The sequence below is a fragment of the Sporosarcina sp. CAU 1771 genome (assembly GCF_054482775.1).
In genome coordinates, this window is sequence record NZ_JBTLRN010000012.1 from 1 (window position 1) to 16,769 (window position 16,769).

Annotated in this window: 13 protein-coding genes; 6 read left to right on the forward strand and 7 right to left on the reverse strand. The window is 36.4% G+C overall.

Annotated features, from left to right (window positions below; all coding sequences use genetic code 11):
• Positions 1-310: 310 nt before the first annotated feature.
• Positions 311-1,045 carry an SDR family NAD(P)-dependent oxidoreductase gene (locus ACXYMX_RS09645; RefSeq protein ID WP_459044042.1) on the reverse strand — a complete coding sequence of 245 codons (735 nt, stop codon included), beginning with the start codon at positions 1,043-1,045 and terminating at the stop codon, positions 311-313.
• 202 nt (positions 1,046-1,247) lie between these two features.
• Complete coding sequence (locus tag ACXYMX_RS09650) at positions 1,248-2,588, reverse strand: cyclic 2,3-diphosphoglycerate synthase (protein ID WP_459044043.1); 1,341 nt, start codon at positions 2,586-2,588, stop codon at positions 1,248-1,250.
• A 250-nt stretch (positions 2,589-2,838) separates the two neighbouring features.
• Here ACXYMX_RS09650 and ACXYMX_RS09655 point away from each other — a divergent pair, with 250 nt between their 5' ends.
• Both ACXYMX_RS09655 and ACXYMX_RS09660 read left to right on the forward strand, forming a co-directional pair.
• Positions 2,839-3,252, forward strand: coding sequence for a CotY/CotZ family spore coat protein (locus tag ACXYMX_RS09655; RefSeq protein WP_459044044.1), 414 nt, complete (start codon positions 2,839-2,841; stop codon positions 3,250-3,252).
• A 181-nt stretch (positions 3,253-3,433) separates the two neighbouring features.
• Positions 3,434-5,599, forward strand: a complete 2,166-nt coding sequence (locus ACXYMX_RS09660; RefSeq protein ID WP_459044045.1) for a YheC/YheD family protein — start codon at positions 3,434-3,436, stop codon at positions 5,597-5,599.
• Positions 5,600-5,666: 67 nt separating this feature from the next.
• Here the strand turns inward: ACXYMX_RS09660 and ACXYMX_RS09665 are convergent, their stop codons facing one another.
• Entirely contained in the window at positions 5,667-6,896 is a 1,230-nt protein-coding gene (locus ACXYMX_RS09665; protein ID WP_459044046.1) for an ATP-grasp domain-containing protein, read from the reverse strand.
• Between the two features lie 171 nt (positions 6,897-7,067).
• Here ACXYMX_RS09665 and ACXYMX_RS09670 point away from each other — a divergent pair, with 171 nt between their 5' ends.
• From ACXYMX_RS09670 to ACXYMX_RS09685, 4 genes are all read left to right on the forward strand, one after another.
• Positions 7,068-8,447 carry a Mur ligase family protein gene (locus ACXYMX_RS09670; RefSeq protein WP_459044047.1) on the forward strand — a complete coding sequence of 460 codons (1,380 nt, stop codon included), beginning with the start codon at positions 7,068-7,070 and terminating at the stop codon, positions 8,445-8,447.
• Between the two features lie 85 nt (positions 8,448-8,532).
• Positions 8,533-8,973, forward strand: coding sequence for a hypothetical protein (locus tag ACXYMX_RS09675; protein WP_459044048.1), 441 nt, complete (start codon positions 8,533-8,535; stop codon positions 8,971-8,973).
• A 63-nt stretch (positions 8,974-9,036) separates the two neighbouring features.
• Complete coding sequence (locus ACXYMX_RS09680; protein ID WP_459044049.1) at positions 9,037-10,329, forward strand: YheC/YheD family protein; 1,293 nt, start codon at positions 9,037-9,039, stop codon at positions 10,327-10,329.
• Between the two features lie 18 nt (positions 10,330-10,347).
• Positions 10,348-11,730 carry a Mur ligase family protein gene (locus ACXYMX_RS09685; RefSeq protein ID WP_459044050.1) on the forward strand — a complete coding sequence of 461 codons (1,383 nt, stop codon included), beginning with the start codon at positions 10,348-10,350 and terminating at the stop codon, positions 11,728-11,730.
• 53 nt (positions 11,731-11,783) lie between these two features.
• Here the strand turns inward: ACXYMX_RS09685 and ACXYMX_RS09690 are convergent, their stop codons facing one another.
• The 4 genes from ACXYMX_RS09690 to ACXYMX_RS09705 form a co-directional block, all read right to left on the reverse strand.
• The gene (locus tag ACXYMX_RS09690; RefSeq protein ID WP_459044051.1) at positions 11,784-13,130 is read right to left on the reverse strand and encodes a C40 family peptidase; all 1,347 of its coding nucleotides are present in this window, start codon (positions 13,128-13,130) and stop codon (positions 11,784-11,786) included.
• Positions 13,131-13,414: 284 nt separating this feature from the next.
• Positions 13,415-14,587, reverse strand: coding sequence for a YeiH family protein (locus ACXYMX_RS09695; protein ID WP_459044052.1), 1,173 nt, complete (start codon positions 14,585-14,587; stop codon positions 13,415-13,417).
• Positions 14,588-14,744: 157 nt separating this feature from the next.
• Positions 14,745-15,908 (reverse strand): multidrug efflux MFS transporter NorA, encoded by a 1,164-nt coding sequence (gene norA / locus ACXYMX_RS09700; protein WP_459044053.1) that lies wholly within the window; start codon positions 15,906-15,908, stop codon positions 14,745-14,747.
• A gap of 234 nt (positions 15,909-16,142) precedes the next feature.
• A complete protein-coding gene (locus ACXYMX_RS09705) occupies positions 16,143-16,631 on the reverse strand; it encodes a DinB family protein (protein WP_459044054.1) in 489 nt (162 codons plus the stop codon).
• Positions 16,632-16,769: the final 138 nt, after the last annotated feature.

A 16,769-nucleotide genomic window follows, 5' to 3' on the forward strand; every position in this document is an offset into this window, starting at 1 on the left:
GGTGAGCCGCATCGGATCGCTATCGCTCCCTGCTGGGTCTCACCTGTCCCGCTTCATCCCGCTGGAGTCGCCGCTCTGCACTCCAATCAACGGAATGTACTGTAAACTAGAATCCCAGACGCTAAATAGCGCTTCATTTTTCGATTTAATCGAAAATGAAGGAAGATGAGTAAGAACAATCAAAGGAAAAGGAGTCAATTCGTTCAAAATCGAACGAATTGACTCCTTTTTGATTTTCGAAACCATTATAAATTAAAAAACGTAAGTTTTTCAGTGGCCTAAGTATGACCCGGTATGGACTTTCCATATATTATTGTGCTGAATAGCCACCATCGATAACAAGTTCTGCACCTGTTATGAATGAAGCTTCATCAGAAGCTAAGTAAAGTACTGCATTCGCAACATCTTCTGGTTGACCAAGTCGTTGTAGTGGCGTCATTTGTACCATACGATCGACTAGCGCTTTTGTTTCACTTAATTTAGCTGACATTGGCGTCTCAATAATTCCAGGGAAAACAGTGTTGACCCTAACACCTGAGCGACCATACTCTGTTGCAGCTGCTTTAGACATCGCACGTACAGCGCCTTTAGATGCAGTATACGTGTTAAAACCCATTCCGATTTGTGCCGTGAATGAAGAAATATTAACAACAGATCCTTTGCCCTCTTTCACCATATAAGGAATAACATGTTTCATCCCAAGAAATGGACCGAATCCGTTAATCGTTAACATAAACTGCCAATCTTCAAGAGTTGTGTCTGCTGCACGCTTCTCAGAAGAGACACCTGCATTGTTAATAAGAATATCAATACGACCAAATTCTTCATAAATTTCAGCAGCAACTTTTTCCCATGCCTCATCAGAAGATACATCCAAAACTTTTCCATATACCTGATTTGGCTTCAATACAGCTTGTAAGCCAACCTCGTTAATATCCGTTGCAATTACTTTAGCACCTTCTGATGCAAATAGTTCTACCATATTTGCTCCCATTCCTGATGCTCCCCCTGTAACAAGTACTACCTTATTTTCTAAACGTCCCATAAAAAAAACTCCTTTTTAAATGTATTATTGTTTATCTCTTAATTAGTTTAATGTTAAACAGTTTCACTTTAAACTTCAAGTATTCGGTACTAAGAAATTTGAGTAAGTACGATTTTTTATCTTCATTTTATTCGTACAAAAAATCAAAAAAAGCTGCTTGTACAATTTTTTCATTGTACAAGCAGCTGGCTTTCCTCATCGCTTAGACGAGATTATGTTTTTGGATGAAGTCTTTCAAGATTGAATTTAAATTCGGTGAACCGATTTCGTCTAGCTCATAGTGAACACGTGTCGTCGGCTTATTGATAGAAATAATACGAGTTAAATCCATTGGTGTTCCGATGATAACAGCATCACAATCTGTCTGATTGATTGTATCTTCAAGGTCTTTCAACTGGTCTTCACCGTAGCCCATTGCTGGAAGAACATTTGTAACGTGGCTATATTTTTTAAATGTATCTATTAAGGATCCAACCGCAAATGGACGAGCATCTACAAGTTCCGATGCACCCAAACGTTCTGCCGCAACAGTTCCCGCACCTATTTTCATCTCTCCATGAGTTAAGGTCGGTCCATCTTCAACGACTAAGACACGTTTACCTTTAATTAGTTCTGGGTTATCTACTGTAATTTTAGAGTCCGCTTTAATAATCACACTATCAGGACTCACACGTTTGATGTTATTTTCTACAATTTGAATCGACTCTTGAGGCGCACTATCGATTTTATTGATAATGTTTATATCGGCTGTACGTAAGCAAACCTCACCTGGATAGTATTTCAATTCGTGACCAGGACGATGTGGGTCCAAGACATTTATCGCTAAATCTGGCTCATAGAAAGAGAAGTCGTTATTTCCGCCGTCCCAAAGAATTACGTCACAGCCATCAGGGTCATTCTCAGCTGCAGCTAATATATCTGCATAGTCAACACCTGCATAAATAATGTTTCCACGCGTTACATGTGGCTCATACTCTTCCATTTCTTCAATCGTACAATTATGTTTCTTCAAATCTTCGACAGTTGCAAAACGTTGAACACGCTGTGCATTCAAATCACCGTAAGGCATTGGATGACGAACAGCTACGACCTTTAAATCATGCTCCAGTAACGTTTCGATTACTTTTCTTGATGTCTGACTTTTACCCGTTCCAGTACGAACTGCGCAAACGGAGATAACCGGCTTATTACTTTTAATCATCGTACTTTTCGGACCTAGCAATGTGAAATTAGCACCCGCTGCATTTACAAGTGCTCCAATACCCATTACAGCCTCATACCCTATATCGCTATATGCGAAAATACATTCATCTACTTGTAACTCTTGAATTAGCTCTGCCAATTGATCTTGTGAATAAATAGGTATTCCCTCTGGATATAGTTCACCCGCCAATTCTTTAGGATATCTACGACCATCAATATCAGGTATTTGTGCTGCTGTAAAAGCAACTACGTTATAGGCTTCGTTTCCTCGGTAATATGTATTGAAATTATGAAAGTCTCTTCCGGCTGCACCGATAATAATTACATTTTTTTTCGTCATTTATATTTCCTCCTACAGTACTAAATATTTTATAATTATAACTCTGGTTGTATTTTAATGCAACAGAAAACTTTTGTTTTTTCAAGGAATTCTTCAGTTTTGATTCTCCCTCCCAATTAGCGGGAAGCAAAAGTATTGAGTACTTAAAGTTGTATTTACTAACAGATAAAACCCACGCCTTTTCTTTCATATTTCATACACTAAAGTAAATGTTAATCGATTTTTTTTAGGAAGGAGGGGGCAATTCAGAATGGAAAATAATCGTTGCATTTGCCAATCGATGAAAAGATTGCAAGAAGAACAAGAACTATTATCTTGGAAAGACGTCGATTTTCAGTTTATATGCCATGCTAAAAAAATGGATACGATTCCCTTTATGATTTTTAACAACAAATGTACTGACCCTTTTGTTGCACGTTATAAATGTATTGAAACTACCTATTTTCGGTTAGAAAGTATACTTGGCAATACTTGCTGTGCCCAACTTTCACTACTCGAAGCACTAGATATCGAAGGAAACCCCGCGGACTTCTGCGATGATATTTACACTCTTCGGAAAACCAAGGGGTGTATCATCGTAAACTTAAATTGCTTCTGCGCTATTAATCCACTCCCTCCAGAACTTGTTAATCGTCCACTTCCCATCATTGAACCGAAATGGTAGGCAACTCTTACTATTGTCCTTACCTTCTTCAATCATCGCAACTTTAACGGTTGTGGTGTTTTCTAATTAAGTATTCCATTATGAAATAATCCTCCAAAACCTGAACGATTGTCCTTACAACTTTGATTGTATTTGAATGTACTAGATAAGAGTTGCAGAAAAGTTAAAAGGAGATAGTTTTATGACAGTAATCGGAATGTTACATCATCGAAAAGACCCTAAGACCGTTATTAAGTCTTACGCCTATGCAGTCGTCGCCAAAGCAGAAGGAGCCGACTTCTTTTATTTTTCCCCAGGAGAAGTAAATTTCGTCAATCGTTCAATCCGCGGACAAGTTTATGAAAGTGGTGAATGGAAAAGCAGAGTCATGCCCTTTCCAGACGTCATTTATAATGCAGGAAGCCCAGAAAAATTGGCAAAATCAAAAGAGATTATTGGTAAATTACAAAAGGTAATCCCTTTTACTACTCACTCCATTGGTAACAAGTGGAACGTTACCGAACGATTAAAAGAGGCAAAGGAATTCTCAAACTATTTAATACCAACTGAGGTTGTAAGAAATACCGACAACTTTTTCAAGTTTATAAATGCGTTTAAACGTGTTGTATTTAAGCCAATGGATGGAAGGAAAGGGCAAGGCATTTATTTCATATCAAAAATTGCAGATGGTTTTCGAGTCGCTAAGAATTCAACAACATTAACGTACACAAAAGAACAACTGACCTCATTGATAAGTTCAACTCTTTCAACCGGAAAATTTATTGTTCAACCTTATATCCAATCCATTACGAAATCGGGGCAAGTGTTTGATTTCAGGCTCCACATACAAAAAAATGGAGAAGGTAACTGGGTTATCACAACCATTTATCCACGTGTTGCTCCTAAAAATTCAATTATTCCCAACATTAACAATGGAGGTTTCACCAATTATTTAGACCCTTTTTTACAACAGGAATTTAAAGAAGATGCCATCAATATAAGGCGGACGTTGGAATTCTTTTCTTTAGCCCTAGCCAATCATTTAGACGAACTTCAAATGGTTCAATTTGGAGAGGTTATAGATGAAATTGGAGTAGATATAGGACTAGACGAAAACCATAAACTTTGGATTTATGAAGTAAATTGGCGACCTGGATGTCCACCTGCATTTTATTTGGAATTGGATGTTGTGATCAACTCGATTAAATATGCCATGTATTTAGCAACTCATCAACAAGAAATTAAGGATAAAATAAGGGAAACAAAGAAAAAATACATCACTCAAAAAGAGGATGTTCCAATTATCGCGATAACCGGTAGTGCGGGTAAAACAACTTCTAAAGCATTCCTTGCATCCATTCTTTCCAAGAAGTGGAATATATTTGAATCGAAGGATTACTGGAATACAACAGAACATACAATAAAACATGAAGCCGAAATCAATGAATCTCACAAGGCGGTTGTATTGGAGTATGGAATGGCTTACCCCGGTGTAATTACTGACCATTGCAGCATTATTAAGCCGAATATAAGCATTGTGACAAATGTAGGACTTGCGCATGTCGGAAACTTCGACGGGGACATTAAAAAAGTTGCCAAAGCCAAATCTGAATTAATCCATGGAATGGATCAAAAAGGAATTCTTGTTATTAACAAAGATGACCCTAATTCCAAGTTTCTTGAAACTAGTCGATTCAAAGGCCAAATAGTTACAACAGGTATACTATCTTCAGCTGACTACAAAGCCTACGCGGTAACGTACGGAGACAATGGCATGAATTTTAAAATGAAATTAAAGGGCCAAGAGATTTCGCTTTTCATACCTATCTTAGGGGAGCATCATGTCTACAATGCACTCAATGCAATTGCAATTGCTGATTACTTAGGATTTACTCCACTTGAGATAAAATTAGGACTGCTTTTTAAGAAGCCACCAAGAAGGATGACCATCTATAATTGCCAAGATAATATTACACTCATTGACGATACGGTACACTCACACCCGCAAGGAGTAAAAGCTGCTATTGACGTTCTGTGTTCCATTGGTAAGCACCGAAAAATAGCCATTATTGGTCAAATGAGAGAGTTGGGTGAATTAAGAGAAGAAGAATATCGGAAAGTTGGCGACTATGTTTGTGAGCAGGAAGTGGATGTATTAATCACCTATGGTTTTCGAACAGAAGAAATTGGCGATCAAGCAAAGCTAAAGGGATTTTCACCGGAAAATAGTTACCACTTTACCAACCGCGAGAAATTACATGATTTGTTAGCGAAAATGATCCAAAAAGATGACACAATCCTGGTCAAAGGTGCCAGTAAAACAAATATGTTTGATACCGTCAAGTTTATTGACGACTCATTCAGTTAACTTGCTAAAACACAAAGGACACCGCCGGAATAAAATAGCGGTGTCCTTTGTGTTTTACAAGGTTCGATTAGTCTTCTGTCAGATGAAATTCAATTTCTTTAGCTGCATTTTTGGCGTTCTGTTTAGCTTCGTCCAAACTGTCTCCTGTCGCGATTACGTATGCGTATCGATGCCCCATAGATAGCGGTGGAATCAACTTTGTTCCTTTCCGAGGTTTCACGTATACTTCGACAACTCCGGGAGACTTTCTAGCTCTAGCCTTCCCCGTCACTTTTTCAAGAATTCCCTGTTTTGAAACAATTACATACTGTGTAAACACATAATTCTTATGTTGTTGTTTTAGTGAAGGAGTTTCCCCTATGTATAATTTTAGGGTCTCTTCTACTAAGTTAAAACCAAAAGCAGCTTCAATCATTTTATTCATTGCACCACCGGAGATTCTGGGATTAATTTCAATTAACTTCCACCCGCTATTACAAAGACGTAGCTCCAAGTGAAGTGCACCGTTTTCAATTCCAAACTGTTTGACAATTGAATTTAATACTTGTTCAATCCCATCTCTTATCTCATTTGGAACGGTTGCAAGTACCGCATACCCAGTAATAATAAATCGTTTTCCCTGTGTGATCTCTTGTTTTATAATTCCTGCGATTTGAATTGTATTGTCATGGATAAGAGCCTCTACAAGATACTGCTCTCCTTCAATATATTCCTCGACAATAATGGAATCAGTGGGGTTTCGCTTACTTATTCTCTTGATGCATTTATTTAGTTGTTTTTTTCCTTTTGCGAGAAGAACATCTTTGGAACCCGTGGAAATTGAAGACTTGACCATTACTGGATACAAGAGACCGCTATCCGATAAATTTACTGCCTCACTTTCTTTAGGTGTAATCACTATAAATTTTGGTGTATACGGTTGCTCTTCAAGGAAAGTCCTTGTTTCAGCTTTATCTTCCATTATTTTGATAGAGCTAGAAGAGGTCTTATTTTGACAGTATATATCAGAAAGAATCGACGCCAAATGAACATTGGAATCAATAAAGCTCACGATAGCCTTGATTTCCCTGCCTTTCAATTGAAGCGTATCTATTTCTTTTTTCAATCTAGCAAGTGATTCGAAGCCAATCAAAATCATTTCATGTACATCCTTATATGCTTCCCGTTGAATCAATTGCTTTTCATTATTCGTAAAAACGACTGTGAAATAACCCATTTTTTCAGCTGCTTTAATAGCTTCTCTACTTGAACCTGATTTATTTGTTCCTATAAAAACAATTGACCTCAAATAATTCACCCTTTCAAATACTTTGAATTAGACAACTCTTTCTATATGTATGAAACAAACCGTCCCTTCTATAGTTACGTACCCCATATAAAGTAAATCAATTTTCATCAGGTAACACGTACAAGCACGGACGGTATTTAGACATATGATGAGTAACGAGAAAGGAGTGAAAAAGTAGCAATGAAACCACTCACAGTTATGCAACTAAGAATCGCTATTAATGGAGAATTAATTCAAGGGTCTGATGATGTGATTGTAAAGCACGGCGCTTACCGAATTAAGCAAGTAAAAAAGCCAAACACAGTTCTTTTTTCTAGGAAAAGGATTGTTAGTTTGAAAGGTTTAATGGAATTTTTTCCGATCATTCTTGTGACAGATCAGGAGACAAACCATCCGAATCAAATCAACAATTTAATTATCATTAAAGTAAAGAATACACAAGTCGCGTATTTACAGTTTATTGATTATTACCGTAATTTATTTGAACTTCCTGTCGTTGCAATTACGGGGACGTCTGGAAAAACAACTACAAAAGAAATGATTAGACATATTCTTGCCGCAGATAAAAAAGTTACAGCGACAAACAGCACAAGTAATTCTCGAACTGCTCACTTACACTACCTTCTCGGCATAGATGATGACACAGAAGTGGCCGTTTTTGAAACGGCTGTAGGGGCACCTGGAGACGTACAAAAAGCGGGAAATATATTCAAACCGACAATAGGAATTATTACAAATATAGGTGCACATCATTTAAATTATTGTACGACGCTTGAGTCTTATATTCATGCCAAAGGCGAAATGATGGATGCCCTTAATCACACAGGCGTACTTATTATTAATGCCGAAGATAAAAATAGTAAAAAGATAGATTTAAAAAGGTATCGGGGTCGATTAATTACAGTAGGAAAAAATTCATCATGTCACTATAAGGCAAGTGAAATTACCTATTATAAGGACGGAATGCAGTTTAACTTAAACCACAAGCAAAAAAAATATCCAATGTTCGTACCGGGATTTGGAGAGCACCAAGTTTATAATGCACTGGCTGCATTGGCTGCGGCCCATGAAATTGGAGTTTCTATTGAAGATGCAGGGGATCGACTGAAAACATACCCTAGATACAATAAGCAACTTCAAGTTTTCGAAGGAATAAATGGCAGTACTCTTATCGATGATACATGGAGTATTACAACAACTTCATTGGAAGCTGCCTTAAATGTACTAAACGATATTTCTAGTGGAAAAAAAAGAGTAGCAATTATAGGAACTATAACTGATTTAGGATCTTGGGGAAATATTATTCATAAAGAAGCCGGTGATCTTATCTGTGAAATTGGAGTAGATGTGCTGATTACTATTGGTATGCATGCACATATAATTGCGAACCAAGCAATAAATAAATGTCCAAGAACACAAGTTCATGCTTTTAACAATAATATCCTAAGCTATGAATTGATATATCAAATCGCCGATGAAAATACAATTATACTTATTAAAGGAGATATGTATAGCAAACCCATTATCGAATTAGCTGCTAGGCTCCGAAAAAAGGATTAACTTTTCTTAACATGGACAAACACCGCTCCACATTACAAATGTCTTTAATATAGTAAGATAGTCTGCTTGAAAGGGGGTGATAAAAATGGGTAATGTATGTCCATGTGGAGTAACTGTAAATGCTTGTTCGGAAAATAACAATGTTATATTTCACGGTAAGAGAGGGACTGTAAAAGGTAACTTAACTTATTTAGCCTCTGTCTGCATCACAACACTTGAAGCAGCTACACTCTCATTAGAATTTGAAGATACCAAATATTACGGAAAGCACAGCTTTTTATTTACCGCAGATGCAATCACATCTGTTGTCTGTAAGAAGGAGGGCGAGAACTGTTTAGTAACTGTTAAAGGGACTGGAAAAGTTAACGGAGTATCGTATGCCTTTGAAGCAGTCTTTAAAGATTTGAATGCAATGGCAAACTTCGATAATGTGTTAAGTTTCGTAATTTCAGGTTTCTTCGATCAAAACGGCGCGGCACCTGTACCGCAAGGTTCGATTAGTGCATTGGGCTGTCAAGAATTGTAACAGTCCTAAAAACTCTTGGCTAAAAAGCCAAGGGTTTTTCTACCACTTAAGGAAGGTGGAAGCATGAGATTTAGCAGAGGTCGATTCAACCAATATGAACTCTTAAAATCAGATAAAGAAGTTTCAAACTATTTAGTTGAAAAAGCATTATTTTCAGAAGCATCATTCTTTCATTTTATCGAAAAGTATAAAGTGATTGTCATTAAACCAGCTTTTGGCCCTGGTGAAATTTGTGTATCTGTAAATAATGACGAGATTACCATCAAGTCGATTTCTAATTCCATCACTTTCAATAACAAACAAGAAGCTTTTAGACACCTATTAGATTTTGAAGTGAAGCAGAAGTACCAGATTGTTCAAGAAGTTAAAACTACTTCACGATGCCCTTTTATGCACTTACTTACTGTTCATCGAAAGTCACCAATTGACAAGTGGCAGGTAGTATCTAAAATAACAAATCAGAAAGGGATAGGATGCTTTGTCTCATTGATTATTAATTCTAAAATAATCAAAGCTTCCATCCTAGCTGCAGAAAAACTTGGAATTGCATATCCTTTATGCCAGACAATTGTAATTGAAATTGTAAATAGTTTGAATGGAGCGCTTTGGATTCAGGATACGATTTTGCATGGATCAACAAGTAAGTGGTCACAATACCAAACACTACTTAGGAAACGTTCGCTTAGACCGTTCATTCCTCACACCGAGCTACTTACCAAAGAAACGATGGACCATTTTCTTAGCCAATACAATGAAGTAATATTAAAGCCTTGTATTGGTCAACAAGGTAATGGAATCATACAAATATCTCAACTTAAATCAAATACTTTTAAAATACATTTTGGTATTAGAAGCATTAAAATAGTAGGTTCTGAAGAAACTTTTCAATTTATTAATGAACACTACCTTTTAGATAAGTACTACCTTGTTCAACAAAAAATCCAATTGGCGACAATTAATCAATGCCCAATGGACGTAAGGGTCATTACACAAAAAATCAATTCAACTTGGAAGGTTACCGGTAAGCTAGTAAGAATTGCAGCTAATAATTTCATTATTACGAATGCTGCTCAGAAACTACTACTACTTGAAGATGCGATAAGAAATTCTTCTCTTTACCATAGTAAGTACAAACGGCTTGAACAAAAAATAGATAAGTTAAGTATTACTGCCGCTCAACATCTTGAATTATCCCAATTTATGCTTACAATAATAGGCTTTGACATTGGAGTTACTCATGATGGTCAAATCTGGATTATCGAAGGAAACTATGTGCCTAGTGTCTCCATGTTTAACCAATTGGAAGATAAGAAGTTTTATAAGGATATTTTGGATGCTAGGAAAATGTCATTGTAGCAGAAAGGAGGAAATATATTGAAACCATTATTAATAAAAGATATAAGGATCTTACTTAAAGGCAAATTGATATGCGGTTCGGAAAACTGGAAAGTTACGGATGCAATTTATTATAAAAGGCATGATTTAACGAAGACACACACGCTTTTATTTGTTAACAGAAATGATACCGTTAATTGGAATGAAATTAATGCCAAAGGTCCTTCCCTTGTAATTTCAGATAAACCTTCTGCGGAACTAAAAAAAGCACTTTCAAACACGACGGTATTAAAAGTGGAAAGCTTAATTCAGTCTTACTGGAAATTTATGACGTATTATCGCGACCTATTTTCAATACCAGTCGTCACAATAACCGGAACATGTGGGAAAACGACAACGAAAGATATGATCGCCCATATTTTAAGAAAAGATTATAATGTCCAGGCATCGATAAGTAGTCAGAATGAGCCGCGAAGATCACTTCCCTATTTGGTTGGAATTGACGAAAATACAGATGTAGCTGTTTTTGAACACGGACTAGGAAATACAGGAAACATTAAGCACCAATGTATGATTTATCAACCAACAATTGGAATCATAACCACAATTGGTGTGCATCATCTCGATGGATGTCAAGACCTTGAAGGGTATATACGAGCAAAAGCAGAAATTGTAGAAGGCGTTAAAAAGGACGGAACATTAATTTTAAATGCGGACGATGAAAATACCAAAAAGATTCCTTTAGAGTCTTTCAATGGAAAATGTGTCTATTTTGGAGTGAGTCCACAGACTGATTTTAGAGCATCCCTAATTGAATTTGTAAATCATGGAATGCACTTTCGTCTTCACCTTGCAAATAAGACCTATGAGGTTTTTATAGCCGGTTACGGTGAACACCAAGTGTATAACGCACTTGCTGCTTTGGCAGCTGTAAATGAGATGGGCGTCGATTTAAAATACGCGATTTCTCGTTTGTCCACTTACAAAAATATGAAAAGACACTTGGAGTTTTCTAGTGGGTTAAATGGAAGTACCATCATCGATGATACGTGGACGAATAACCCTACTTCAATAGAAGCTGCGCTAAAAGTTTTAGATTCCATTGGAAAAGGAAAAAAGGTTGTTCTTATACTAGGCGACATTAAGCGCTTGGGTAATTTTGAAAAGAAGTATCACCGAGAAATTGGCACCCTTATTGCAAGCAGAAATATTCATACTTTGATTACAATTGGTAGCAAAGCTGAAGATATAGCAAAGCAAGCCATTCATGACGGTAGTAAAGCTACTGTTCATATGTTCAAAGAAGTCAAAGACATTCAAAAGGTATTAGAGCCAATCCTTGATACAAATACAATTCTTCTTATAAAAGGCCCCATGTCAAGTCGGTCTATGATTCAATTTGCTGATAGTTTGAAAATATAGTTTTATCGAAAAAAGCATTCAATGACTGACGTCATCGAATGCTCTTATATTTATTAGAATACACGGCGTGCGGTTACATAATTGCTTTTCGCCCAAGCCGTGTTCAAACTTTCTTGTACAACAGGACCAGCTGTGGACAATGAAATAAATTGGTTCCCACCAATATAAATTCCTGTTTGTGTAATTTGAGTCCCTTTATTATTGGTAGAGAAAAAGATAAGGTCGCCTTTTTGTAAACTAGCTTTTTGAACAGCTTTACCCATCTGGGCTTGTCGGCTAGCTAATTTATATTTCAAATCAATTCCTTGATTTTTATAAATATAATAGGTAAATCCAGCTCCTGTAAATGTTAATGATTTCTCATCATACGTATAGCCAAATTTAGCTTTTCCAATCAAGCTGGAAGCAAAATTCACGGTTTTATCGGCTTGTGATGAATTCGTTACAGGTGGAACTACATTCTGTGTAGTGGGTTCAGAATAAACCCGTTTTGCTGTAATAAACCGATCTTTATAATAATCAACGAGTAGAACCCTTGTAAGAATCCCACCCGAAGTCGGAACAATAATTCGATGATCACCTGCATAAATTGCTACCAAACTGGGATTCAGTGAACCTTTCGCACTACTAAAGAAAAGTAAATCACCTTTTCTTAAATTTGATTGTGAAACGGTCGAGCCTTTTTTCATTTGTTCCTTAATATCCACTGTTCCTAGATTTACACTGTTTTGTTTGTAAACATAATTGACAAAACCCGCACCTGTAAAGTTCAACGTATTTTCGTTATTCTTATTTCCCATCGTCACTTTATTCATTAGGCTATACGAAAGTTCAACGATGTTATCCCCTTTTGTCGCTGGATTTGAAGAGAGTAAACTTGGCAAGACTCGTCGTGCAGTTACATACGTATCCGTATAATAAGCCTTGCTAGATAAATCGGTAATGACAATTTTCTGTGTTGGATCTGCCATTTGAATTACTTTATTATCGCCAATGTACATCGCGACATGATCTGGATCTGTACCGGTCGTTTTACTTCTAAAGAAAAGTAAATCTCCTTTTTGCCATTGCCCTTTTGCAACATGTGTACCTTGCTGCATCATATAGTTCTCGTTATATGTCGCTAAATCCACACCGTTTTTTTCAAATATATACATTAAGAATGTCGCACAAGAAAACTTGTATGGAGCTGTTGATTTGTACTCTGTATTACTGTATGTGGCCTTCCCAATCAAGCTTTTTGCAGTTGCAATTAATTGTTCAGCCTTTAATTCTACAGCTTGTTGATTTGTTTGTGTTGTTGTCGCTGCAGAAACCTGAGCTTGATTCGGATAATTCATTCCAAAAGAACTTAAACTTATACAAATTACTAAAGTTGCTATACCTAACTGTTTTTTCATAATGAACTCGCTACCTCCTGCGTTTTTGATTCGTACCTCTTTGCGCTCATCAAGAGTAACATAGTAAAGTATAGTTTCTTCGAGGGAAATGTTACCAGAACGTTGTCTTCCATAGCATTACGCCTTGCCTATAAAGGGTTCTCGCACCTTTTTTACAGTTTGATTACAAGCATTACAGGTTTATTGAGCACTTTACCATTCCATCTGTTTTTACCTAATGTGAATGGAAAAATCTACTAAGAGTTAACACTTAGTAGATTTTACATTTATTTATTAAACGTAAATTAAATAACTATCAAATGACCAAAAAGAGAGACAAGTAACAAGCTTACCAATCCAACTGAGACCGCAGCGATAAGCCCTATATAGAAAGGCTTTATGCCAAGACCTTTAAAGATTTTAAAGTTCGTTGATAGACCAACGCCGGCCATTGCTAAACCAAGCATATATTTCGATCCAAATGAGCTCCATGAATTATAAAATTCTGCCCATTTGGAAGGATTTAAAAAGCCGAATGCTTCTCCAGAGTTTTCGACAGTTAAATCGCCAATTGTCCTTATAAGTGCTAGTAGTAAAAAACCAATCACAAAAAGAGGGACAAGTTTATACCATTTAGGTAATTTATAATCAGTTCCATCCTCAAGTTTACTCGCACCTTTAAAAAAGAAGTAGGACACGAGAGGTATAACTGCAATAATAAATAAGTTTCTAGTTAACTTTGTGACCGTAGCAACATCTACAACTTTTTCCATATCAAACATCTGGCTGTATATTAGTGCTGCTCCAGTAACTTGCGCCGTATCATGAATTGCAGTTCCGAGAAACAAACCTGCTTTAATAGGATCGTTCGCAAAGAAGGTGTTCGCTAAGTAAGGATAAAACAGCATTCCAACTAGCCCAAAAATGGTGATGTTTGCAACAGCATAAGAGATTTCATTGTCCTTTGCTTTTACTACTGGGGATACGGCCATAATTGCCGTTACTCCACAAATCCCTGTTCCGCAAGCAATTAGTGTACCCAGTCGTTTTGACTGGCCCATCTTCTTTGTAAAGTAGAGAGTTACTGCTAAACCACAAGTTATGCAAGCCACAATGAGTGGAAGTCCCCACGCACCAAGCTTAAGTGCTTCTGTGAGACTGAGACGAAGACCTAATAATATAATACCGGCACGCAGAGCATATTTCACAGAAAACTCTACACCTTTTAAAAATATCGTATGTAATCCGATTGTGTTGCGAATAAGTATTCCAATTAATATCGCAACAAATATTCCAGATACAGGGCTTGCGCTACCTACCGGTAACAGTTCTAATTTAACAATGGCGATTCCCAATAATTCTGCAGCATAGATACCAAAAAGAGTAACAACTAAACAAACAAGTAAACCTGGAAAAACCTTTTTAGTAAAATTACTAATAAATGCATTTGATTGCTTTTCCAGACTTTCATTTCCCATTCAATCGCATCCTTAAAATGTAGTCGTATTAAAAGTAAAAATTCTAACAAAGGGTGATTTTCCACCCCTCGTTAGAATACCAAACTTCTATGCTTCTAGTAAGACTTAAAGCATAAATATATCTTATTCTTCATTTATAAAAACGATTCAACGAGACTTATATAACGATATGCTTTGGTTTCTTCCAGAATAGAGCGATAATCGTACCAATGAGTAAAACAATCGCTGCAAAATAATACGGATAGTCTAAATGGATATCAAATAAGATTCCGCCAATAATTGGACCAAATATATTTCCAAGACTTGTGAATGTAGAGTTCATGCCTCCAACAAATCCTTGTTCGTTTCCTGCAATTTTTGATAAATAGGAAGTAACCGCCGGTCGAATTAAATCAAAGCCCACAAATAGAACGAATGTCGTTAATAATATTGAAAAATAGGAACTAACAAATGTCATGAGCAATACAAGTAGTGTGGAAATCGCTAAACTTAGTCGGATTAAATTGATTTCCCCCATTATTTTCGTTAAACGATCAAACAATAGGATCTGAGCAACAGCTCCAACAATCCCACTACCCGTAATTACAATGGCAATATCTTTAGGCGTAAATCCAAATTTATGGTCAACGAATAAGCTGAAAAGTGACTCGAATGCCGCTAAACCAAATGAAAGTACAAATATCAATATAAAAGCTATAAAATACTTTGGAATAAATATACGTTTCAATCCTGTTTGTTGCCCTGGTAGAGATATTTCCGCCGCAGCCCGAATTGGTTCTGTCAAAAACAGTAAGGAAAGAATTGCGGCGATTGTACCGAGCACACCTGCTGAATAAAATGGAACCCGAGTGCCTATTTCAGCTAAAAACCCACCTATTCCGGGTCCAATAATGAATCCAGTACTAATCGCTGCTGACATATAGCCAAGCGCTTTCGAACGATTCGTTGTCGTTGTAATATCTGCAATAAATGCAGTCACCGCAGGCATAATAAATGCTGCACTTACGCCTCCAAGCATCCTTGAAATAAAAAGAACTTCTATTGATTTTCCATATCCAAATAAAAATTCAGAAAACCCAAAAATAAATAGACCAATAACGATCATTATTTTACGTCCGAATTGATCCACCCATTTTCCCGCTATTGGTGAAAAAATGAGTTGCGTAATCGCAAATGCAGCAACCATATATCCTACAACAGAGCCGCTTATATTCAATTCATTCATAAGTGTCGGTAATACAGGAATAACTAATCCAATTCCTAAAAAAGCAATAAATAAATTCATCAGCAAAATAGCTAGTACTCTTTTTTGATTTTCCATAACGAGGTTTCCTCAAACTTTCTACAAAATAACGACTATTCAATCAGTGCTAAGAGGATTATATCACCTTTCCACAAAATAGTAGTTGGATTAGCCCCTACGAACTTAATTACTTTTTATACTTAAAAAACACCTCAAAAAAACTGCTTGGAATATTGAGCCAAGCAGTCAACCGTATTATTGAATAGTCCACTATACATTATTTTTTTGATTCTAGAAACTACATTGTAACAACTAGTTTATTCCTATCGTTTCTTTTAATTGTTTTAAATGACGTTTCTCATGCAATCCGACAAATGAAAACCATTGAATCAGAGGTACGTCTCCAAATACTGGATGTTTAAAAGACTTTTCGCGAAACACTTCTTTTGTACTCAATTCATATATATCCAACAAAAATATTCGTGAATTGTAGAGCGCAATCTTCATTTCTTCAATTGTTTTATAGTCATTCGAAGGTGCAGTATAAGAGGGGGCCTCTATTTTTATTAAGCGATTTGTAGAAACAATAATGGGTTTCTTCATTGCCTTAGGGCTATTCGGATTTTTTAATTCCTTCGCAATGTTTTTCGCAACGATTGATTCCATTAGCTCAAGATGTTCGAATATTTGTTTTGGAGACCATCCACCATCTTCAGGAATTTTATTAAACTCTTCGTCAGTTAATGGTTGTATTGTTCGCAATAGTTCATTTCGAACTTTATAATTCCCCTCTAAAATCACTTTAATCTCCCCTTACTATTCGATTAGACACCCGATTCTATCATAAAATGTGTTTGCTGTCATTTTGTTTTTATCGAAATTCTACTAGAATCCAACAAAAATCCTCACACCTTAACTATATCGGCGGAGGATATTTTT